Origin of the sequence: Myroides sp. (assembly GCF_032073645.1) — a bacterium.
GTDB lineage: Bacteria > Bacteroidota > Bacteroidia > Flavobacteriales > Flavobacteriaceae > Flavobacterium > Flavobacterium odoratimimum.
Genome location: NZ_DAMANB010000001.1, coordinates 351,190 through 374,548, shown reverse-complemented (window position 1 = coordinate 374,548; position 23,359 = coordinate 351,190). Strand labels below are relative to the sequence as shown.

Sequence of the window (23,359 nt, the reverse complement as noted above, 5' to 3'; positions counted from 1 at the left end):
CCGCCTTTCTTTATAGAATCCCCAATCTCGTATGAGGTTGGGGATTTTTTTGTTTGTATATTATTCCTTTTAAAAGAACTTATAAAAAAGTAATCTTTTTTTGTAACGTTTCATTCTATTTTATACTTACTATGTATATTATAACCCTATAAATACTATATAATTATGAAGCGTGTATTTTCTTTTATTTTATTATTTGTTTTAGTTAGTTTTCAGTGTATTGCCCAAGATATTAATGTATCAGAGAAAAGTTTATTATGGGAAGTTTCTGGAAAGGGCTTGAACAAGCCTTCTTATGTTTTAGGTACATTTCACATTTTGTGCAAGGATGAATTAATTATTAGTGACAAAGTTCAAAAAGCTTTAGATAGCGCAGAGCAATTAACTTTAGAGGTTAACTTTAGTGATCCTGTTGAATTGGCATATATGCAAAAAATGTTTGTTTCAGAGCAATCTTTATCTTCTCAATTGTCCCAGGAAGAGTTAGCTGAGTTTGGGGCTATTCTGAAGGAAGAATATAATTTAGAACTAGAGCAAGTAAATAACTTTTCAACTATAGCTTTAGTTGGATTAATGATGTCTAAGTTAGTGTCATGTGAAGTTAAAGGATATGATTTAGAACTTTTTGAGAAAGCATTGCAAGCTAATAAATCAATAATTGGTTTAGAATATTTCATTGATCAACAGAAAGTGATGGAAAGTATGTATTCTCCTAAAGAATTGGTCAATCAATTTAAAGAAGTTAACGCATATAAGGAGAATTATAACGAGATGAAGCAATCTTTCTTAGATTAGGATATTGAAGCATTGTATGAGTTTGGAACAGACCCTAAGTTTGTACCAATTGAGTTTAAGAAAGACTTATTAGATAATAGAAATATTAAATGGGTAGCTAAGATGCCAGAAATAATGAAGGAGAAGTCAACAGTATTTGCTGTAGGAAGCGCACATCTTGGTGGAGAGTATGGAGTTCTGAAGTTATTAGAAAAAGAAGGATATCAAGTAAAAGCTGTTTATAATTAGTTAAGGTGAGCAAGATTTTAGAACGAACTTTTCTAGATCAAATTGAAAAGCATAAAGGTATTTTATATAAAGTATCTAAGATGTATATGGATAACCAAGAGGATCAAAACGATTTGTATCAAGAAATTGTTTTACAATTGTGGAAGTCTTATACTCGTTTTCAAGGGCAGAGTCAATTCTCTACTTGGATGTATAGAGTGGCTTTAAATACAGCTATTACTTATTTTAAGAAAGCTAAGCAAGTAGTTGGACGAAATGAAGCTTTTGATGAGAAAATGAAAAGTATGCAATCAAGTGAAGTTGATATGGATATAGAAAGCCAAGTACACTATTTGTATAAGGCTATCTATTTATTAAATGACGTAGAGAAGGCACTCGTATTTTTGTATTTAGAAGGATTCTCTCATCAAGATATAGGAAGAAATCTTGGTATTTCTGAAGGAAATGCTAGGGTAAAACTCAATAGAACAAAAAGTAAATTACAAGAAATTATTAAAGATCAAGGCTATGAATTTAGATGATTTAAAGAAGTCATGGCAGGAACAGGAACTGCCTAATGATATAGTAGCGTCTGAGAAGCTTAATGAAAAAGTAGGTTGTTTACCATTAGACAAGATAAGAGGGAATGTCAAAAAAGAGATTTGGATACAGGTTTTGAGTATTGTTTTTATAGCTTTTACTCCTCGTTTGTTACGTATAGATGATACTAGAATAGGAGGTTTTTATCTATTCTATGGAATATTTGTACTTATTACAGGATATTATATTTTGAAGATGTATCGCTTTTATAAAACATCTGCTTCTTTGGAATTAAACAGTAGAGACAGTTTATATGATAGCTATTACAATGTTAAGTTGTATATTCAAATGTATGAGAACTTTTGTTATTCTCTTATTCCTTTTGGTATTCTATTGCTTTTAGCTGTATCTCCTTCATCTCAATTAGATCTTATTTTGGGAGGTGATTTACATGCTTTAAAGTATTTAGGAATAGTGTCTATTATTATGGTTGTTCTAATTTATTTTATTGCCAAGTATTGGATTAAAAAACTATATGGACAATACCTGAAACAGATAGAAGATACCTTAAATCAGTTTAAGGAACAAGAATAAAAAAATCCCGATTACTATCGGGATTTTTGTTTGTATTAAGCTATATAAACTTCATCTTTTGAATTCTAACAGCATTAAGGATTGCTAGTAAGGCAACTCCTACATCTGCGAATACAGCTTCCCACATCGTAGCTACTCCACCTGCACCTAGTATAAGTACTATGACTTTAACCACTAAGGCTAGTGTAATATTCTGAATGACTATTTTACGTGTTTCTTTACCTATATGCATTGCAGTAGCAATCTTAGAAGGTTGGTCAGTCTGTATCACGACATCAGCTGTTTCTATAGCTGCATCACTTCCTAATCCTCCCATTGCAATACCTACATCACTTAGCGCAAGTACAGGTGCATCATTTATTCCATCTCCTACGAATGCGATAGACATATTAGGATGTTCTTTTTTAAGCTTTTCTACTTGCTCTACCTTACCTTCAGGTAGCAAACCTCCTAATGCTAGATCTATATTGGTTTCTTTGGCTACTTTTTGAGTGATAGTATTTTTATCACCGCTTAGCATTACAGTTTTCTTCACTCCAAGAGATTTCATCAGCTTGATTGCATCCTTAGAGTCAACTTTAATCTGATCAGCAATTGTTATATATCCACTGTATTCTTTATTTATAGCAACGATAACGATACTTTCTACGATATCATCTATCGCTGTTGGGTAATTAATGTTATAGTGCTTTAAAAGAGCTGTATTACCAACTAGTACTTCTTTGCCATCTACTTTACCCATTAATCCTTTTCCAGATATCTCATGTACCTCTTCTGCAGTTTTGGAAGTAGGATAAGCTTCTACAATTGCCTTCGCAATAGGGTGTGTAGATTGTTTTTCAATAGCTGACACAATACTTACAAATTCTGTCTGTTCAATTGTAGTTTCTACTTTTTGAACTTTAAAAACTCCTTCTGTAAGTGTACCTGTTTTATCCATTACTACGATGTCTAATTTAGCCATTAGTTCTAAGTAATTTGATCCTTTAAACAAGATACCGTTTCTAGAAGCAGCCCCGATTCCTCCAAAGTATCCTAATGGAACGGAGATTACTAAAGCACAAGGACAAGAAATTACTAAGAATACTAGTGCACGCTCTAACCATGTTTTAAACTCATATCCTTCTCCTAATACAAAATAAGGGATAATCGTCAAAGCTACAGCTAGAAAGAATACGATAGGAGTATATACTTTAGCAAATTTTCTAATATAAAGTTCTGTTGTAGCCTTTCGAGCACTTGCTTCCTGTACCATTTGAAGGATTTTAGCAAGAGAACTATCTTGATATAACTTTGTTGTTTTAACCTCGATTACATTCTGTAAGTTAATCATCCCAGTAAGAACAGTTTCTCCTTTCTCGTAAGTACTTGGCTTACTTTCACCTGTTAAGGCAGAAGTATTAAAGCTACCTTTGTCCGTTAATAGCTCTCCATCTAATGGAATCTTTTCACCTACTTTTACTTGGATAATCTCTCCGATACTTACTTGTTCTGGATTGACAACAGTGTATTCATTGTTTCTAAATACTGTTGCTTCATTAGGGCGTATGTCTAGTAGAGCCTTGATATTACCTTTAGCTTTATTTACAGCGCTCTCTTGGAATATTTCACCGATGGTATAGAATATCATTACAGCTACTCCTTCAGGGTATTCACCTATAAAGAAAGCACCTAGCGTAGCTACTCCCATTAATGAGAACTCATTAAAGAAATCTCCTTTGCCTCCTAACTTCACAGCTTCTTTTAGAACAGGGAATGCTACTGGTAGATAAGCGACGATATACCAAGATAACCTCAGTGTATTATTGTTGATAAACCAATCTGCTTTTATAATATTAGCAAGAAAGACTCCTATAAAAAACATAACTAAACTGAAGCCAACAAAGAGCTTCGTGTTTTCTCCTCCGTGGCTGTGGTCATGATCATGGTCGTGTCCATGATTATGATCACTATGGTTATGCGAGTGATTATGATTTGAATGTTCTTGACACATAATTTGATGATTTTTTGTTTTTGTTTAAAGCAAATGTACCACCTTATAATCATTATAAATAATGTCAAGCCATGTTTGCAATGCTGTTGCATTGCTTACTTATCTACGTAATTCTTTTTAAATAAGTACATTAAAGGGAAGCTACGACAGCACATCCACACTCCGAAAGCAATCCACACACTGTATAATTTGAAATCTAAATAATCAAACAGTAATAGAGTAGGGATGAACCCACAGAAGGTAGCAAACAGTAAATTATTGCGAAGTACTTTAGCATCTCCCATTCCCTTAAAGATTCCATCAAAGATATAAGCAAGAGAGTTGATAGGTTGCATAAAGAGAACTAACCAAAACACGCTTATAAATACCTTGATAACTTCAGGATCTTGATTGAAGAGTAAGCCGATTTGTCTATAAAAAATCGCACAGATAGCGATTAAGATCAGTGAAATAATAATAGCGTATTTACTGATACTCTTAGAGAGTGACCACATCGTCTGGTAGTTTTTTTCACCTGCTAGCCTTCCTGACATTGCATTACCAGCACTTGCATAGCCATCTATAAAGAAAGAGAAGAATAACCAGATATTCATCAGTATACTTTGTGCTGCGATGTAACTCTTGCCATAACCTGTGGCATAAGCATTAGCTAAATATATAGCTACATTAAGTGTTGCTGTACGAATAATAAAGTTAAAGCTCATAATGATTAATGGCTTTAGTGAAGGGTTAATCGTTCTTCTTACTTTTAGGTTAAAAGGAGTATGCTTAAAGAAGTAATAGAATGCCATAAGTAACATAATCGTCTGTGCAATCACACTAGCATAAGCTGCCCCTTTGATATGCATAGCGGGCAATATCCCCTCTATACCAAAGACAAAGTAGTACGTTAATACAACATTGATAATAGCTCCAGTTAAGCTACATTTCATTGCCCACATTGTATTCTGTAATCCCCTAAAAACCCCATATAGAGCGAAGGTAATTAGAGTAAGCGGAAATCCCCAAGCACGTATTAAGTAATATTCTTTAGCATAGGTTAGTAATAAGCCTTCTGCATTATAAGCGATAAAGATTTCGTGTACGAAGAAAGTAGTGAATATGAATAGCAGAACACTAAGACAAAAGTTAAACAGTATAGCCTGTGGTACTAGGGTCTTTACAGCGAATATTCTATTGGCTCCTAGATGTTGAGATACGGTAGCAGATATAGAAGTTTTAGTTTGTGCTACGATCCATATTATCGCAGATAGAAAAGAACCTACTAAGCCTACAGCACCTAATGCCTCTACACTATTTTCTTTTACATTACCGATGATGGCGATGTCAGTTAGAGAAATTAAAGACTCTGATACCCCTGCAAAAATAGCGGGTATAGCTAGTTTATTAATTTCTTTAAAACTGATTGTAGTTTGCATATCTTATTGTTTTCAATAAAGTTGCAAAGGTCGGTTAAATAATAGACAATAAAAAACCAGCCTCCTATGCAGTACATAGAAGGCTGGTAAAAAAAAATGTCTCATTAAATAATTAAAAACGCATTCCTACACCAAAACCAATTAACATTGGATCTAATTTTACTTTTGCAGGAATATTTAACTGATCAACACCTGTTACACCTGGAGCCACTAAGTTAGTAGCATCAACAGTAACATCTGTTTTTAAGAATAACTTTTTGAAGTCAACGTTGATAAAGAATTTCTCTGTTAAATCAATATCAAAACCGAATTGGTAACCCCAACCAAATTTGTTGTCATATTTTATATCTTTCGCTACACCAGATTTTTCGTTATAGAAAATAGTGTAGTTTACCCCAACCCCAACATAAGGTTTAAATACTTCACCAAATTTGTGGTGGTATTGGAACATTAATGTAGGAGGTAATAAGTATACACTTCCTAAATCTACGTTAGCTGTGCTAGGCCCTTGAGTAATTGGGTTGTCTAAACTTGACCCAATAGTTCCTACAGTATGTCTAGTAGTACCTAAGATTAACTCAGCAGCTAAGTTTTCTGTAAAGAAGTAAGTGAAATCTAATTCAGGAATAAAGTTGTTATTTACATCGATTTGTCCACCGATGATTCCGATATCTGCTCTGTTATGAGGAATAACACCTACTCCACGTAGACGCATTTGCCATTTATAATCTTGTTTCTCAGGTGCACTAGTCGTTTCTTGTGCGAATGTAGAACCGCTTACGAATAATGCAGCTCCTAAAATTGAAAGTAGTAACTTTTTCATAATTGAGATTTTAAATTTCTAGAGTAAAATTACTGTTAAATTTATATCTGAAATATGACTTTTATCATTTATATACTTTTTGTTGTAAAAAAAGTTTAAATATTAGCTAAATTTATAAAATATAATTTATTAAACTAAGTAGATTAGCTTCTAAATATAATATGTTTTGATATATCTATGGTTTAATTTATGTATTTGTGTGATTAATCTGTTAAAAATATAAAAATTATGAAAACATTAGTTGTAGGTGCTTCTTTAAAAGAAGAAAGGTATTCTAATAAAGCAATAAAGATGCTTAGAGAATATGGACATGAGGTAATAGCCCATGGACTAAGAGAAGGAATGGTAGAGGATGTCAATATCCATACTAAATGGTACACAGGAGAAGATATCGATACAGTGACCTTATATCTTAATCCTGCAAGGCAAGTAGAGTACTACGATGAGATTATTAAACTAAAGCCTAGACGTGTAATCTTTAATCCGGGTACGGAGAATAATGAGTTTGTTCAGAAACTATCTGATGCTGGTATTAAGTCTGAAGAAGCCTGTACATTAGTACTACTACGTACTGAGCAGTTCTAGGGATAAAACAATAAAGGTCTTATGAATGCATAAGACCTTTATTGTTTTAATTTATTTTGTTTAATGCTTTGCTTTGACTAGTGCAGAGTAATAATAGTACTGTGATTAATCCATTGACAAGTATTAGCTCATTGTCAAAAACATATCCACCTAATAAAGTAGCAGAGTTGTTACTCAACCATAACGTCAAAAACGGCGCTAGTATACATATAATAGGTACTAACTTATCTTTGACAGTTCTATTATTAAATAGAATGGCGAAGGCAAAAAGGCCTAATAGCGGTCCGTATGTATAAGAGGCTATCTTGAAAATCATACTTACTACAGAGGCATCGTTAATAGCATTGAATAATATAATCACTAAGAACATTAATAAAGAGAACACTAGGTGTACTACCTTTCTCTTCCATACATTAGACGCATCGTCTTTCTTCTTATCCATGTGCAAGAAGTCTATACAGAATGAGGTAGTCAATGCCGTCAGAGCAGAGTCTGTAGTAGCAAATGTAGCCGCTGTCAACCCTAATAAGAATATGATAGCAGGTACTATATTTAGATAGTTAAAAGCAATCTCTGGGAATAGTAAATCTGTTCTAGGCTTACCAGTAGCTAGATCTAGTGGTACTTGGATGCCGTTCTTCTCTGCGTAGATGTATAATAATGCTCCTACACCTAAGAAGAATAGGTTAATCACCACAAAGATAGCTGTGAAAGAATACATGTTTTTTTGTGCTTCTTTGATGTTCTTACAGCTTAGATTTTTTTGCATAAGATCTTGATCTAATCCTACCATCGCTAGCGTTACAAATATTCCTCCTATAAACTGCTTTAAGAAATGGTATCTAGAAGAGATGAAATCCTCAAAGAAGAATATCTTAGAATAATTGCTGTTTTTTATGGTTTCGAAGGCTTCTACGGCCGAAAGGTCTAGACTGTGACAGATAAAAATGATGGTAAAGATAACAGAGGCAACTAAGAAGAAGGTCTGTAACGTATCTGTAACGATAATGGTTTTTAACCCACCTTTATAAGTATAAGCATAGATCAGTAATAGGGCGATCAGTACTGTAGCAAAGAAAGGTATTCCGAAATAATCGAATACATATCGCTGTAATACGATAACGACTAGGTATAGTCTAAATGCAGAACCAATCGTTCTACTCAACAAAAATATAGAAGCCGCAGACTTATAACTATAATGCCCAAGCTTCTTCTCTATATAGGTATAGATAGAGACTAAGTTATACTTATAATATAAAGGAAGTAAAACAGAGGCAGTTAATAGAAAACCGACAGCATTACCTAAAACAAATTGAAAATACTTAAACTGTTCACCGTTAGGAGAGCCTACTTCTCCTGGCACGGATATAAAGGTTACCCCTGATAAGGCTGTCCCTATCATCCCAAAAGCGACTAAATACCATTTAGCATTTTTATTAGCACTAAAGAATGCGTCATTACTACTATCTTTTTTACTGATATAATGAGATATACCTATCAGTATTCCGAAGTAGATAATAATAATCGTGATAATGGTTATTGGAGTCATAATAAGTTAATTGTTTTATATGCTTAGAATCCAAAAGTAATTCTTTTTTAGAAATATCAACTATTGCTTTTACAGCTATCAATTATAGAATAGGGCGAGTGCATAAGTCTAGTAGTAGTTTAGAGGAGTAGAGTTATTTATTAGTTTATTTTTTATCTTTGCAGTTATGGAATTTCCTTCAAAATTATTAGAAAAAGCAGTCGAAGAAGTATCACAATTGCCTGGGATAGGTAAGCGTACCGCATTACGACTAATGTTACATATATTAAAACAACCAGAGGAACAAACTCTACACTTAGCAGAAGCCCTATTAAAGCTTAGAAAAGATATTATCTTCTGCAAGAGTTGTTTTAATATATCAGATACAGAGCTATGTGATATCTGTGCTAACGAAGCACGCGATCACCAGACGATATGTGTCGTAGAAGATGTACGCGATGTAATGGCGTTAGAGAATACTCAGATATTTAAAGGAATATACCATGTGCTAGGAGGTAAGATTTCTCCTATAGATGGTATCGGACCTAGCCAGTTAAATATTCAATCTCTAGTAGAAAAGGTAAAAGCAGGGGAGGTAAAAGAAATCATCTTTGCGTTGAGTTCTACTATGGAGGGAGATACGACCAACTTTTATATCTATAAACAGATAAAAGATACGGGTGTCATCACCTCTACTATCGCTAGAGGTATAGCAGTAGGGGATGAGTTAGAGTATGCAGATGAAGTGACCTTAGGTAGAAGTTTAGTACACCGTGTACCTTTTGAGAATGCATTTAAGGCTGTATAGTAGTACAATTTTTAAAAGTTAATCATAGAAGAGTAATTAGTAATTCATACCAATTACTCTTTTTTTATGGATTTAAGTCTGAGATACACGTTGTCTCGTTTAGAAAAGTTTTTTTAGAGCATAGATACATTGAGATTAGTAAGTAATAATATACTTTATCCTAACTTTATATAGGTTGTTTTGTAGATCATAAGATTATAAAAACAAGTGTACAGTTAAAAGCAGGATTATAAACAAGATCTGTACAGCTATAGTAGGACGTGACCCTATTTTTCAGGCAGTGGTCGCATAGTGGTCGGCTTGTGGTCGCATAATGGTCGCATAGTTTTGGCTATTTTTAATGCGACCACTATGCGATCATTACCCTATAAGTATGGTAGAATATAAAGTAGCTTTGTAATGATGTGTATAATGGTAGAGTAATAAATTGTATTATAATAAGATAGTATGAAAGGCTTGTTTATGATAGCTGTATTGGCTTTCTAGCTTATAAATAGACTCATAACCTTAAATTAGAATGTTTTTATATAGAGGTTTTAACACTAAATTAATTGTTAGGCTTGTCTAATTTTGTAATTTTACACATCTAAAGAAAATTGTAATGAATTTATCAGAACTAGCTAAAGGAGAAAAAGCTACTATACAAGGTATAAAGCGAGGATGTCCTGTGGAGGTACATCAGCGTTTCTTAGACTTAGGGTTTGTTCCTGGTGCTGAAATATATATCCATAATATCAGCCCACTAAAGGATCCTGTAGCTTATTCTATCTATAATACTATCATTTCGTTGAGAAAAGAGGATGCAGAGATGGTATTAGTGACTTTAGCTAATTAAATTATAAAAGAAGGGAAAAAAATTATGGCGCAATCAGCCTGTGATATTTGTGATCTTAATGCAACAGCAGAATTAAAAAAACTAGGGGAGTCATCTGGTAAGTTTGATTATACTATCGCTCTAGCAGGAAATCCAAATACAGGTAAGAGCACAATCTTCAATGCTCTTACTGGTCTAAAACAACATACTGGAAACTGGCCAGGAAAAACAGTTACACGTGCAGAAGGAAACTTTCAGTTTAAGGATAGTAAGTATAAGATAATCGACCTTCCGGGTACTTACTCACTGATGTCTACTTCTGAAGATGAAGAGGTAGCACGAGATTTTATTTTATTTGGTCGCCCTAATGTCACTGTAGTAGTGGTAGATGCTGGTCGACTAGAACGTCATCTTAGCTTAGTAGTACAGATACAGGAGATTACGAATAAGGTGGTGGTGTGTCTGAATCTGATGGATGAGGCTCAGCGCCATGGTGTAGAAATAGACGTGAGAGGGTTATCTCGTGATCTAGGAGTACCTGTGATCCCTACTTCTGCAAGAAGAAAAGAAGGTATTACAGACTTATTAGTAGCAATAGATCAAGTAGCAACAGGTAAATATGTGCCTGAGCATAAGACAATATCTGGTATATCTGGAGAATCTCGTGAGGCAGTACAGCAGGTAGCTTCTAAGTTATTAGCTATAGATGCGGATTTGCCTAGTCCGTCATGGCTAGCGATGAGATTGATACAACAAGATACTACTATTCAGTCCGCTTTAGTGAACCAAACGTTATCTACTAAAGTCAATAATGAAAATATAAAAGAGGTGATAACGTTAGCAGCTCATTATCATGAGAAGCTAGGATTAGACTATTCTGATAATGTGGCTGGGGCTATCTTCACTCAAGTATCGAAGACAGTGAAGAGCACTGTAAAATCAGATATGAATCAGCGCGCGTTCAGAGTAGATCGAATGATCGATAATGTAGTGACGAGTAAGCGATTTGGCTTTCCTATTATGTTATTGATGCTTGGAGGTATTCTATGGCTGACTATTATCGGGTCTAACTATCCATCTAGTGCATTATCAACATTGTTATTAGAAGAGTTATATCCTATATTAAAGAGTGGAGCAGAGAGTCTTCATTTTCCATGGTGGTTATCAGGGTTTTTAGTAGATGGAGTATATCTAGCTACAGCTTGGGTTATAGCAGTAATGTTACCACCTATGGCTATATTCTTCCCTCTGTTTACCTTATTAGAAGATTTTGGGTATCTACCAAGAGTAGCATTTAACCTAGATCGACTTTTTAAAGGGGCAGGAGCACATGGTAAGCAAGCTTTGACAATGAGTATGGGATTCGGATGTAATGCTGCTGGAGTGGTCTCTACTCGTATTATTAATAGTCCTCGAGAAAAGCTAATCGCTATCATTACGAATAACTTTTCGCTGTGTAATGGTCGTTGGCCTACACAGATATTGATGGCAAGTATCTTTATCGGAGCCTTAGTACCATCGTATTTGTCTAATACTATCTCTACGCTTGCAGTAGTGGGAATCGTGGTATTAGGAATAGGATTTACATTCTTTACTTCATGGATGCTGTCTAAGACTATGCTAAAAGGGCAGGCTTCTTTCTTTACCTTAGAATTGCCTCCTTATAGACCGCCGAGAGTATTACAGACGATCTATACATCATTAATTGATAGAACACTTATTGTATTATGGAGAGCTATTGTATTTGCAGCACCTGCAGGAGCAGTTATTTGGTTGATCTGTAATATTGATATAGGAGATAAGAGTATAGCATTATGGACTATACAAGGTTTAGATCCTATCGGTATCTTCTTAGGGTTAAATGGAGTTATTCTATTAGCTTATATCGTAGCTATTCCTGCTAATGAGATTGTTATTCCTACGGTATTAATGTTGACTGCTATGGTATTAGGAGATGCTTCTATCGGTGAAGGCGCTGGTGTGATGTTTGAGGTATCGGATGGAGAGATAGCGACTATCTTGCACATGGCAGGGTGGACTACATTGACAGGAGTGAACTTGATGTTGTTCAGTTTACTGCACAATCCATGTAGTACTACGATATATACGATATATAAAGAAACGAATAGTGTGAAGTGGACTACTATAGCTTCATTATTACCAGTTCTTTTTGGAGTTATTGTGTGTTTTGTCGTAGCGCAGTTATGGTATTTATTTACCTAATTTAGTAAGAGTATAATTATATTTATTATAGTATCCCCTTCTTCATTTGATATGGAGAAGGGGATTTTCTTTATATGATTATAGAATTACTTTATTATTGGGCGAATCACGAGATTATATGATGGATAATATAGGTTCTCTTAGTGTAAGTACATATTTTATGTGAATTAACTCTTTATGTTTGTCACCTTGTATGCGAATTGTTTTATTTGACTAATGATCTTTATAGAGATAGAGGTCATTTTTTAATTTTAAAAAAATGAGCTATGAGACGAGTTTTAGTATTAGGAGCATTGCTAGTCTTTACTAGTATATATGCACAATCACCTAAGAATAGTAAACAGACAGATTATGAAGTAAGTGCTTCGGAGTTATTAGATAAAGGAGAGTATTACAAACTAACAGAAAGTCAAAGGACTAAGATTATAGAACGAAAACGTACTATCGGCAGAGAGTTTGAAGCGATAGGACGTGACCGTTCATTGTCAGGTAGAGAAAAAGGTTTAAAAAAGAGAGAGTTAGCAAGGAGTTTTAGACAGGATATTTATATTATCCTTAATGACTCTCAGAAGGTGAAGTGGGATAAGGCATCTCATCATAAGTATCAAAATAAAAGCTATAAGAATGATATAGAGCACCAGTTAGATATGTTAGAGATAGAGTATGAAAGAGATATTAAAAATATCGAAATCATCTATAAGGACAATGATTCTAAAAGAAAGATAGCAAAGAATAATAGAAAAGCGGAATATAAACAACAGAAAGCGATACTTAAGAGACAAAAAGATAAGCTATAGCATCGCTTTGTTAAGTGAGTAAGGTATAGGATACCCCCTAATAGACAATATGTTTGTTAGGGGGTATTTGTTTTTAATATATAGCTAAAAAATGTGCATAATGTACATGAATAATGTGCTGATTAGTCTGTATTGAGATTTTTATTATTCATCTGTTTAATTATGTAATGAAGTAAATCAAATATTTAGTAGATATTCTTCTTAGTTGTTTTGTATAATATAGTTGAATAATACAAGGAAAGAGGTGAATAGTTATATGGTTTACTCATAAAAAATATTCTTTCACCCATTTGATTATGGTTTTATTGGCTTTGATACGATGTGTTTGAATAGTATAAGTGTTTTTTGTAATTTATTTATTTATATGGTATAAATTTGTGTTAAAAATATAAGATAAAATATTTGTATAATATAAAGTTTTGAAAAAATGAATAGATATCTACTTGTTTTAGTATGTGCAGTATTAACTTTTTCTGCTCATATAAGTTTCGCTTCTAATCCTAAAAAAGAAGCAGCTCAATGGAAATATGATATTGAGTGTGCAGGTACAGGAAGTGAAGGAACATTCTTAGTAAAGATATGGACGTACAGTAATAAGGCTGTAATTCCTAATGAAGAAGCTAAGAAAAATGCTGTACATGGAGTTTTGTTTCGTGGTTTTGCAGCGAATGGAGTAGGGTGTGTTTCTCAACGTCCTCTTATAAAAGATGCTTCAGTTCAACATGAAAAAGCAGATTACTTCAATACTTTCTTTGGTAAAGAAAGTCCTTATTTAAAATATGCTTCTATTTCTTCTTCAGTTCCAGAAGTAATCAAGGTAAGTAAAAAAGAATACAAAGTAGGATATGTGGTATCTGTATCTAAAGATTTATTACGTAAAGACTTAGAAGTAGCAGGTATCGTTAAGAGTTTATCTGCTGGATTCTAATCAACTTATATGTACGCTGGTACTACTAATTAAAAAAATAATAGGATGATCAATAAAGTAATTCGGTTATCCGTACTATCTCTAATACTCTTAGTTCTGTCGTGTAAAAGCAAGCCTACTAATACTATGGCTAGCTTCTATACTGGTAAGACAGTAGAGTGTGTGAGTGCAGATATGTACGGTAATGAAGTAGTACAAGTATATGCTACTGGTAAGAATAGGAGTGCGGTTATCGCTGAAGCTAAAGAGATGGCTATAAAAACAGTAATGTTTCAGGGAATCGTAACGGATAAAAGAGAGTGTTCTGTAAAACCTATCGTAACTGAGCCTAATGCTGAAGAGAAGTATAAAAAGTACTTCGACAAATTCTTTAAAAAAGGAGGTAAGAATAGAAAGTATACCTCTGTAAAGAGAGCAGCATTTCAAAGTAATGTGGTTAAACACGGAATCAGTTATGAATCTTATAGTGTAGAGGTAACTGTAGCTCGCAAAGAGATAATTAAAAAACTTGAAAAAGATAAAATTGTAAAAATAAAAAGCTATGAAAAATAAATTTTTGACTATTTGTCTATGCCTTTTGAGTGTAGGAATGTTTGCACAAGCTAAGAAACCATCTTTAATGGTGGTTCCTTCTGACTCATGGTGTACAAAGAATAGAGTAATGGAAGTATATTATAACCAAGGGGTAGAAGAATATATTCCAGATTATAAATTAGCACTTTTACATTCTGATTTGATGAATGTAATTTCTAAGATTAATATTCTAATGGCAGATAGAGGATTCCCTCTTAAAGACTTATCTGCAACGATGAAAGCTATTAATAAAACTAATGCTGAGAATAACTTGATTACAAGTAAAGCTTCTGGTGCAGCATTAGCAGAAAGCCCATTAGATAGAGTAAGACGTACAGCTAAGTCTGATATTATATTAGAGGTAGATTGGACTATCAATGCTACAGGACCTAAGAAGTCTATTACTTATAACTTAAGAGCTTTAGATGCTTATACAAGTAAACAAGTAGCAGGTGCTCAAGGTACTGGAGCACCATCTTTCTCAGCTGATGTAGCTGTGTTATTAGAAGAAGCTGTATTAGTGAATATGGACAGTTTCGTTAATCAGTTACAAGCTCACTTCGATGACTTATTAACAAACGGAAGAGAGGTAACACTAGATATTTTAGTATTTGACAATGGATCAGGTGTTGATTTAGAAACTGAGTTTGATGGAACTGAGTTAACAGAGGTTATTGATAACTGGTTAGCAGAGAAAACAGTTAATCACCGTTTTAGTAAAGCAGATGCTACAGAGACAATGACTTTATATGAGAGTGTACGTATTCCTCTTTATAAAGCTAATGGTATGGCTCAGGACACCGATGGTTTTGCTCGTGAGTTAAGAACTTTCTTAAAGAAAGCACCATATAATTTAGATGCTAAATTAATCAACAGAGGATTAGGAAGAGCTGCTTTAGTAATCGGAGAGAAATAAGAGCACTATGAATAGAGTTATAGGAAAAATATCTGTAGCCTTATTGTTATTCGCGAGTTTGTTTACATATGGTCAAACAGATAAATGTGAGATATCATTAATGGCTTCTATACCTGAGCAGACAGATGGTTTATACTCTGGAGCAGAGGGACAATTAAAGACTAAGTTAAAAAGTATAGTTGCAGCTAATGGATTAGGCTCTTCAGATGGTTATGCTCAGTTCGCTATTACACCTGAGTTTAATGTAGTAGAAAAGAATATACTACCTGGCCCACCCAGATCTTTTGTATTAGACTTAGAGATGAATTTATTCATTGGTGATTCTTTTGGGCAAAAGGTATTTGCATCAACTTCAGTAAACTTAAAAGGAGTCGGTGAGAGTGAAACTAAGGCTTATATCAATGCATTTAAAAAGCTAAATGCAAAGAATAAAGATGTAGTTGCTTTTATAGAAGATAGTAAGAAGAAGATTATAGCATACTATGATGGGAATTATACTACTATAATCAAGAAAGCAGAAAGCTTAGCTAACCAAAAAAACTTTGAAGAAGCGATGTTTTTATTAACAGCGATTCCAGAGTGTAGTAAAGGTTATGATGCAGGTATGAAAGCTGCTGAAAAAGTTTATCAGTTGTATGTAGATCATGCTTGTATGGAAAACTTTAATAAGGCTAAGGCTGCATGGAATGCACAGCAAGATGCTTATGGAGCACATGAAGCTGGTCAATACTTAGTAACTATTTTCCCAGAATCTAAGTGTTATTCAGCTGCGATAGCTTTACAACGCGAGATGAAGGCACAGGTAAAAGCTGATCTAGACTTTGAAATTAAAATGTACAATGATGCAGTAAGTTTAGAGCAACAAAGAATCGAGGCATGGAAAGCTGTTGGTACTGCATTTGCTAAAAGAAAAGGAGACACTTATGTTGTCTTAAGAAGATAATACTCAAAAAAAAATACTAATATGAATAAAATAACATTTATGATTACTGCTTCATTAGTAGTATCATCAATTGCAGCTTTTGCTCAAGATAAAAAACAAGTAGCTGATGACTATATGCGTAGTTCATTATATACTATCATCGTGGATGACCACGGTATTAATGGAAATGGAAACTTAAAAGGACAAATCATTAAAGAGACATTCTTTAAAACACCTCTTCCAGAGAAGTTTAATGACCATAACTTAGATAAGTCTTTACGTTCTTTTAAACCTAGTCAATATCCAGTAACAGAAGCAGAGATTGCTGCTGTTGGAGGAAAAGAAGACTCTGGTAAGAAAAAAGGTGGGTTAGGTAAGTCTCTAGGTAAATTCGGTAAGAGTGTAGCTAGTGATAACACTGCAGGTGTGGTAGATACTACTAGTACTGATAAAGTAACAGCTCAATTTATCAAGTTCTTAGCTCAGAATAATGTTGGAGATAAGTTAGTTGCTAAATGGTTTAATGCAGGTAAATATGATGCGTCTACTCAATCTCCTTATAATATGGAGCTGATCAAAGAACGTGGATTATACAATGCTTCTGTATTTGATAAAGATATTGCTGATAAATCAACTAGAGGTAAAGCAATGTTAGAAGATGCAGGAGAGAACTTAATTTCTAATACATTCGTAGTAGGAGTACGTTTTAACTATATTAGTAAAGAAGAAATGGCTAGACAATTGTCAGCTACGACTGCTGCTGTTACTGGATTAATTGGAGGTAAAGCAGCTGCGACTACTAACTCTGCGGTACAATCAGGAGCTTCTGTTGCAGGTAAAGGATATGTGGTAAAAGCGACAGCATTCTTATTCCAATTAGATTGGACTGAGGAAGCCGCAGCTACATTCTATACAAAATACTACAATGCAAACAGCGCTGATCAGTTTATCAAATCTGGATTGTTTAAATTAAAATTAGTAGGAACAGAAACTGCTTGGGCAGATATTCAATCTACTACTTTCTCTAAAGTTTCTGAAAAAGAATTGGTAGAGCGTGCCGCTGTTCGTTCTATTGATAATGTAATTGCTAAATTACAGAAGAAATATGAGCCTTTCCGTACTAAAACTCCTCTTGCTACAACTGAGTCTGAGATTACAGCATTCATTGGTATGAAAGAAGATGTAGAGGCTGGTGATAAATTTGAAGTATTAGAGAAAACTGAAGATCCAGAAACTAAGGTTACAAAATATAAAAGAGTTACAGTTATTAAAGCTGAGAAAAATAAAATATGGGATAACCGATTCGAGGCTGATGTAGAACAAGCTGAGAATGCTGCAAATAATGCAGGTGAAGTACAAAAGATTAAAGCTACTTCATTCTCTGGTAACGCTAAGAACATTTACCCAGGTATGTTAATTAGACAAATTAATTAACATTCGAGTATTTTGTTAATATTTTTTTGCGCACAAAGTCCCTGATCTTTCAGGGGCTTTGTTTTTATAGAAAGAGCTCAAGGTTATTTATCTTGAGCTCTTTCTTGTATTATACCTTCTCCTATTTGAACAGGAGCTCCTAGGTGTTTAGGTTTTTTATTGATTAGGTTATCTAATAATACCTTTACTCTAGCGAACTTTTCTCTAAGCATGGTTTTAAAACCAAAGTTACGAGAGACATCTTGCGCATTATAAGCAACTGTTTTAAGATCAAGATGGTTAGCTATGTAGACAGCTCTTTCATTGTGAAAGGGTTGAGAGATAATTGTAAAACTATCTTGTCCAAAGATAGCTTGCATTCGATAGACAGAGTCTAATGTACGTAGTCCTGCATAATCTAGGTATATCTTTTCTTTAGGAACACCTTGTTCTATAAGGGCTTGTTCCATATCTTTAGGTTCGTTATAGTCATTGCGACTGTGGTCTCCACTCACTACGATATAATCTATTTTGCCTGCTTTATAGAGAGCTGCTGTAGCTTCTATTCTATAGGTGAAGTAGTAGTTTACATAGCCTCCTGCAAGTAATTTAGTAGTTCCGAGTACCATACCCACTTTGTTATGAGGTATTTCATGAACAGAGCTGTACAGTTGTTCTTTGGTAGTATTAGTTACTCTATAGTTTGCAAACCATATAAGGAATAAGGCGAGTAGTGCTAAGTAGAAAGTGTATTTAAAGATCTTTTTCATAGTTGTATAATAGCAATTGTTAAGATCAAATATAAAGCAAAAAACGTTAGTACTAATACCAACGTTTTTTATTCTTTTTTGAGTTTTCTGATTTACGAGAATTGCTCTGACCAGGTTTTTTTCTATAATCTTTTTTAGGAGTTTGACCATCTTTAGTAGTAGTCTCTTTCCAAGGGAAAGGATGATCCGTAACAATCTTTGGTTGTAATCTACCGAACTTACAAATAGCCTCCCAATAGGTCTTCTCAGATTTATCACAGAAAGAGATAGCTACTCCATCATTACCAGCTCTACCAGTACGCCCGATACGGTGTACAAAGGTTTCTGGGATATTCGGTAAGTCGTAGTTAATTACAACAGGTAGATTATCTATATCAATCCCTCGTGCAGCTATATCAGTAGCTACTAGTACTTTTGTTTCTTTGTTTTTAAAGCTATCTAAAGCAGCTTGTCTAGCTGTTTGTGACATATCTCCATGGAATGGCTCAGCGTTGACACCATTCTTTTTAAGTGATTCTACTACAGTATCAGCACCTGCCTTTGTACGAGTAAATACAAGTACATCAGATAACTTTTCGTTACGAATGATATGGTATAATAACTTTTTCTTGTCACCTTTCTCTACGAAGTACACTTTTTGTTTAACAGATTGTGCAGTTGAAGAAATAGGATCTACTGCTACATATTCTGGTTTTTGTAAGAATTCATGGGCTAACTCTCTAATAGGGAGTGGCATCGTAGCAGAAAATAATAAGGTTTGTCTATTAGAAGGAGTAAGTTGTATTAACTTTTTGACATCATCAATGAACCCCATATCTAACATTAAGTCAGCTTCATCTAATACTAAGAAGTGTAGATGATCTAAGTCTAAATGTTTTTGTTTGTATAGATCTAATAATCGACCAGGAGTACCAATGATAACATCTGCTCCTTTGTTTAATTGTTCTATTTGAGGTTTGATAGACATACCTCCATATAGTGTGATATACGTCACATTAGTATACTTAGCGTATTTTTCGAAGTTATCGCCTATCTGAACAGCTAGTTCACGAGTAGGAGTTACGATCAGTACTTTAGCTTTCTTTGCTTTTTTAGTATTTCCAAGTTTGTGTAAATAGTGAATAATAGGCATTGCAAAGGCAGCTGTTTTACCTGTACCAGTTTGTGCACATCCTATCAAATCCTTTTCAGCTAAGATAAAAGGGATTGCTTTTTGTTGAATAGGAGTAGGTTCTTTGTAACCTAGCTCATCTATGGCACGTAATATATTCTTATTTAATTGTAAGTCTTCGAATGTCATATACTTCATCTATTTATGGATACAAAGGTACTTTATTTTATTTTTATTACACGAAGTGCTATTGATAAGCTTTTTCTTTTTGCATTGTATGTAGAGGAATGCTCTTTATTGTCAGTATGTATAGTAACTAGTCTATTTTCTAAGCATCTATTTTTCGTATTAATAAAAAAATGATTAAATTGTAATGTAAATTACTTTATTATGGTCAGACAACTTGAAAAAATATACTATCCTGCAGCAATTATTATGATTGTCATAGTTATATATGCAGCTATTCAGGATATGATTTATCTATTATTATTTATACCTGTATTACTACTTTTAGCAATGATTAAGGTCTACACCACTAATCAGCGTTTAAAATATGCAGGGATAACCACAACAGCTAAAATAGTACAATATGAATCATACCTAAACTTCGATGAAGACCTAGCTACTAGCCGTAGAGGAGATGTGAAAAAAGAGATTCTTATCGTAGAGTTCACTACTAAAGACAACAAAATAGTGCGTGGTAAACCTATGCAGTATAAATTGAATAAACCAGAACTAGAAGATACTGACTTCGAGTACCCTTATAATGAAAAATACATAGCTCTACGAGACTATAACCCTGTAGGAGAAGAGTTCGATATTACTTACGATAGAGATAGACCTGATACTTTTACAGCAAAACAGTTTGTAATGGAAGATTTAGGATGGATGCTTAAGTTTATCTATATCTTAAGTGTTATCGTAGTGATATGCTTAGTATCTGTATTGATAGAATATAATGTAGTAGATACTATAAAAGGCCTTTTCTAAAGAAGATAATCAGGGAGACAATCTATTAGTACTGTAAAGTCTAACTACTAGTATTATATTTATTTTATGAAAGACTTATTCTACGCTGTAGTTTATGTACTATTATTCTACTTCCTTGTTATCGTTAGTTTTATACTTGGTCTTAGTGTCTTTGTTGAGGCATCAGGTATACTTTTTTGTTTATTGCTTACATTAGTGGTAAGTGTTGTTATTCTAACCCTATATAAACTTAACAAAAAGTACCTCGTTTATAGTCTGGCAAAAGTATCAATGAAAAAAAGATGGTTGTGGATAGCTGTATTATTATCTCCATTTATAGTTGCAATTATTTTGGCTATAATACAGTATAAAATTTTAGTCATACTGATATATACAAGTCCATTGTTTATCACGAATATAGTTTTTATTCGGATGAATTATAAAAAAGTAAAAGCTCTTCAGAATCACTGAAGAGCTTTTACTTTTTATAACCATATGATGATTACATATCATTACCTAATAGTATTTCTAACATTGTAATTGCTGCATCACTGATTTTAGTACCAGGGCCAAATACAGCTACTGCGCCAGCATCGAATAAGAATTGGTAATCTTGAGCAGGAATAACCCCACCTACGATAACCATAATATCATCTCTACCGTATTTCTTTAACTCCTCTATTACTTGAGGAACTAACGTTTTATGACCTGCAGCTAGAGAAGAAACTCCTAATGCGTGTACATCATTTTCTACAGCTTGTTTAGCAGCTTCTGCAGGCGTTTGGAATAACGGACCTATATCCACATCAAATCCAACGTCAGCATAACCAGTAGCAACTACCTTAGCTCCACGGTCATGACCATCTTGCCCCATCTTCGCAATCATAATACGAGGACGACGACCTTCTACTTCAGCGAATTTATCAGCTAGTTCACGAGCTTTCTTAAAGCTCTTATCATCTTTTATTTCTTTGCTATACACACCACTTACAGATTGGATTTGTGCTTTAAATCTTCCGAATACGCTTTCTAACGCGTCACTTATCTCTCCTAATGTAGCTCTATGTGTAGCAGCTTCTACTGCTAGAGCTAGTAGGTTACCTTCTCCAGTCTTAGCTGATTGTGTTAATGCAGCTAGTGCTTCAGCTACTTTAGTATTATCACGAGTAGCTTTAATATGGTTTAGACGATCTATCTGAGCCTTGCGCACAGTCTGATTATCTACTTCCAAGATATGTAATGGATCTTCTTTTTCAAGACGATACTTATTTACTCCTACGATAACATCTTGTCCACTATCAATACGAGCTTGTTTACGAGCAGCTGCTTCTTCTATACGAAGTTTAGGAATACCTGCTTCGATAGCCTTAGTCATCCCACCTAACTCTTCTACTTCTTCTATCAGCGCCCACGCTTTCTCAGCGATCTCTTGTGTAAGACTCTCTACATAATAACTACCTGCCCAAGGATCTACTGTTTTACATATTTTAGTCTCTTCTTGTAAGAATATCTGTGTATTACGAGCAATACGCGCAGAGAAATCTGTTGGTAAGGCGATAGCCTCATCTAGCGCATTCGTGTGTAGAGACTGTGTCCCACCGAACGCAGCCGCAGCAGCTTCTATAGCAGTACGAGCCACATTGTTAAACGGGTCTTGCTCTGTAAGACTCCATCCAGAGGTCTGACAGTGTGTACGCAGAGCTAGTGATTTATCAGATTTAGGTTCGAACTGTTTTAGCAACTTAGCCCATAGCATACGACCTGCACGCATCTTAGCGATTTCCATGAAGTGGTTCATTCCTATCGCCCAGAAGAATGACAGTCGAGGAGCGAAGTCATCTATCTTCATACCAGCATTAAGTCCAGTACGGATATATTCTAGTCCATCTGCCAAGGTATAAGCTAACTCAATATCTGCTGTAGCACCTGCCTCTTGCATATGATATCCAGAGATAGAGATAGAGTTAAACTTCGGCATATGAGTACTCGTGTAGTCAAAGATGTCAGCGATGATCTTCATAGAAGGAGTAGGAGGGTAGATATATGTATTACGCACCATAAACTCTTTTAGAATATCATTCTGTATCGTACCTGACAATAGTCTCTTATCTACTCCTTGTTCCATAGCAGCTACAATGTAGAAAGCCAGAACAGGAAGCACAGCTCCGTTCATCGTCATAGATACAGACATCTCACCTAGAGGTATCTGATCGAATAAGATCTTCATATCCTCTACGCTATCTATCGCTACTCCAGCTTTACCTACATCACCTACTACGCGCTCGTGATCCGAGTCATACCCACGGTGAGTAGCTAAGTCGAAGGCTACAGATAGTCCTTTTTGTCCAGCAGCCAAGTTACGTCTGTAGAATGCATTACTCTCTTCCGCAGTAGAGAATCCCGCATACTGACGTATAGTCCATGGGCGGCGTACGTACATGGTAGCATAAGGACCACGTAAGTTAGGCGCAAACCCTGCTCCGAAGCCTATGTGTTCTACTTTATCTAAGTCAGCTTTACTGTAGACTTTATTTATATCGATACCTTCAGCAGTAGTGAAGTCAGATGCTTCTGACTGTGTTCTCACTGTTGAGGTATTTATAGTCAAATGTTGTAAGTCCTTTCTTTTCAT

At 34.5% G+C, this 23,359-nt stretch carries 20 protein-coding genes and 1 pseudogene; 14 read left to right on the top strand and 7 right to left on the bottom strand.

All coding sequences use genetic code 11. From position 1 onward, the window contains the following. Positions 1-165 precede the first annotated feature (165 nt). The 3 genes and pseudogenes from RT228_RS01765 to RT228_RS01755 all read left to right on the top strand — a co-directional run bounded on the left by RT228_RS01765 (position 166) and on the right by RT228_RS01755 (position 2,136). Positions 166-1,023: pseudogene (locus RT228_RS01765) on the top strand (TraB/GumN family protein). Between the two features lie 80 nt (positions 1,024-1,103). After that, positions 1,104-1,544 (top strand): RNA polymerase sigma factor, encoded by a 441-nt coding sequence (locus RT228_RS01760; protein WP_006257170.1) that lies wholly within the window; start codon positions 1,104-1,106, stop codon positions 1,542-1,544. Next, a complete protein-coding gene (locus RT228_RS01755; RefSeq protein ID WP_006257169.1) occupies positions 1,531-2,136 on the top strand; it encodes a hypothetical protein in 606 nt (201 codons plus the stop codon). The genes RT228_RS01760 and RT228_RS01755 overlap by 14 nt, the downstream gene beginning before the upstream one ends. A gap of 40 nt (positions 2,137-2,176) precedes the next feature. Here RT228_RS01755 and RT228_RS01750 read toward each other — a convergent pair whose 3' ends face one another. From RT228_RS01750 to RT228_RS01740, 3 genes are all read right to left on the bottom strand, one after another. Beyond that, a complete protein-coding gene (locus tag RT228_RS01750; protein WP_006257168.1) occupies positions 2,177-4,129 on the bottom strand; it encodes a heavy metal translocating P-type ATPase in 1,953 nt (650 codons plus the stop codon). A 95-nt stretch (positions 4,130-4,224) separates the two neighbouring features. Further along, complete coding sequence (locus tag RT228_RS01745; protein WP_006257167.1) at positions 4,225-5,547, bottom strand: MATE family efflux transporter; 1,323 nt, start codon at positions 5,545-5,547, stop codon at positions 4,225-4,227. A 112-nt stretch (positions 5,548-5,659) separates the two neighbouring features. After that, on the bottom strand, positions 5,660-6,370 hold the full coding sequence (locus RT228_RS01740) for an OmpW/AlkL family protein (RefSeq protein ID WP_006257166.1): 711 nt from the start codon (positions 6,368-6,370) through the stop codon (positions 5,660-5,662). A 228-nt stretch (positions 6,371-6,598) separates the two neighbouring features. Here RT228_RS01740 and RT228_RS01735 point away from each other — a divergent pair, with 228 nt between their 5' ends. Continuing rightward, positions 6,599-6,955, top strand: a complete 357-nt coding sequence (locus tag RT228_RS01735) for a CoA-binding protein (RefSeq protein WP_006257165.1) — start codon at positions 6,599-6,601, stop codon at positions 6,953-6,955. Between the two features lie 46 nt (positions 6,956-7,001). On the opposite strand, the gene RT228_RS01730 is transcribed toward RT228_RS01735, so the two are convergent. Beyond that, positions 7,002-8,504 (bottom strand): sodium:solute symporter, encoded by a 1,503-nt coding sequence (locus RT228_RS01730; protein ID WP_006257164.1) that lies wholly within the window; start codon positions 8,502-8,504, stop codon positions 7,002-7,004. Between the two features lie 166 nt (positions 8,505-8,670). Between RT228_RS01730 and recR the strand changes: the two genes are divergently transcribed. From recR to RT228_RS01685, 9 genes are all read left to right on the top strand, one after another. Continuing rightward, positions 8,671-9,291 (top strand): recombination mediator RecR, encoded by a 621-nt coding sequence (gene recR / locus RT228_RS01725; protein WP_006257163.1) that lies wholly within the window; start codon positions 8,671-8,673, stop codon positions 9,289-9,291. A gap of 601 nt (positions 9,292-9,892) precedes the next feature. Beyond that, positions 9,893-10,126: a ferrous iron transport protein A gene (locus RT228_RS01720; protein ID WP_006257162.1), complete on the top strand. Its 234-nt coding sequence runs from the start codon at positions 9,893-9,895 to the stop codon at positions 10,124-10,126. A 24-nt stretch (positions 10,127-10,150) separates the two neighbouring features. Then, entirely contained in the window at positions 10,151-12,328 is a 2,178-nt protein-coding gene (feoB, locus tag RT228_RS01715) for a ferrous iron transport protein B (RefSeq protein ID WP_006257161.1), read from the top strand. 266 nt (positions 12,329-12,594) lie between these two features. Beyond that, a complete protein-coding gene (locus RT228_RS01710) occupies positions 12,595-13,125 on the top strand; it encodes a hypothetical protein (RefSeq protein WP_006257160.1) in 531 nt (176 codons plus the stop codon). Between the two features lie 427 nt (positions 13,126-13,552). Next, positions 13,553-14,053, top strand: a complete 501-nt coding sequence (locus RT228_RS01705) for a hypothetical protein (RefSeq protein WP_006257159.1) — start codon at positions 13,553-13,555, stop codon at positions 14,051-14,053. Positions 14,054-14,098: 45 nt separating this feature from the next. Then, on the top strand, positions 14,099-14,605 hold the full coding sequence (locus RT228_RS01700) for a hypothetical protein (protein WP_006257158.1): 507 nt from the start codon (positions 14,099-14,101) through the stop codon (positions 14,603-14,605). Then, positions 14,595-15,542, top strand: coding sequence for a DUF6175 family protein (locus RT228_RS01695; RefSeq protein WP_006257157.1), 948 nt, complete (start codon positions 14,595-14,597; stop codon positions 15,540-15,542). The genes RT228_RS01700 and RT228_RS01695 overlap by 11 nt, the downstream gene beginning before the upstream one ends. A gap of 7 nt (positions 15,543-15,549) precedes the next feature. Continuing rightward, positions 15,550-16,485, top strand: coding sequence for a hypothetical protein (locus tag RT228_RS01690; RefSeq protein ID WP_006257156.1), 936 nt, complete (start codon positions 15,550-15,552; stop codon positions 16,483-16,485). A gap of 21 nt (positions 16,486-16,506) precedes the next feature. Then, the gene (locus RT228_RS01685) at positions 16,507-17,898 is read left to right on the top strand and encodes a hypothetical protein (protein WP_006257155.1); all 1,392 of its coding nucleotides are present in this window, start codon (positions 16,507-16,509) and stop codon (positions 17,896-17,898) included. Between the two features lie 83 nt (positions 17,899-17,981). Here RT228_RS01685 and RT228_RS01680 read toward each other — a convergent pair whose 3' ends face one another. Together RT228_RS01680 and RT228_RS01675 are read right to left on the bottom strand one after the other, a co-directional pair. Next, positions 17,982-18,647, bottom strand: a complete 666-nt coding sequence (locus RT228_RS01680) for a vancomycin high temperature exclusion protein (RefSeq protein ID WP_006257154.1) — start codon at positions 18,645-18,647, stop codon at positions 17,982-17,984. Between the two features lie 52 nt (positions 18,648-18,699). After that, positions 18,700-19,947, bottom strand: coding sequence for a DEAD/DEAH box helicase (locus RT228_RS01675; protein WP_006257153.1), 1,248 nt, complete (start codon positions 19,945-19,947; stop codon positions 18,700-18,702). A 201-nt stretch (positions 19,948-20,148) separates the two neighbouring features. Here RT228_RS01675 and RT228_RS01670 point away from each other — a divergent pair, with 201 nt between their 5' ends. Further along, complete coding sequence (locus tag RT228_RS01670; RefSeq protein ID WP_006257152.1) at positions 20,149-20,748, top strand: hypothetical protein; 600 nt, start codon at positions 20,149-20,151, stop codon at positions 20,746-20,748. A gap of 481 nt (positions 20,749-21,229) precedes the next feature. Here RT228_RS01670 and scpA read toward each other — a convergent pair whose 3' ends face one another. After that, positions 21,230-23,359: a methylmalonyl-CoA mutase gene (gene scpA, locus RT228_RS01665; RefSeq protein ID WP_006257150.1), complete on the bottom strand. Its 2,130-nt coding sequence runs from the start codon at positions 23,357-23,359 to the stop codon at positions 21,230-21,232.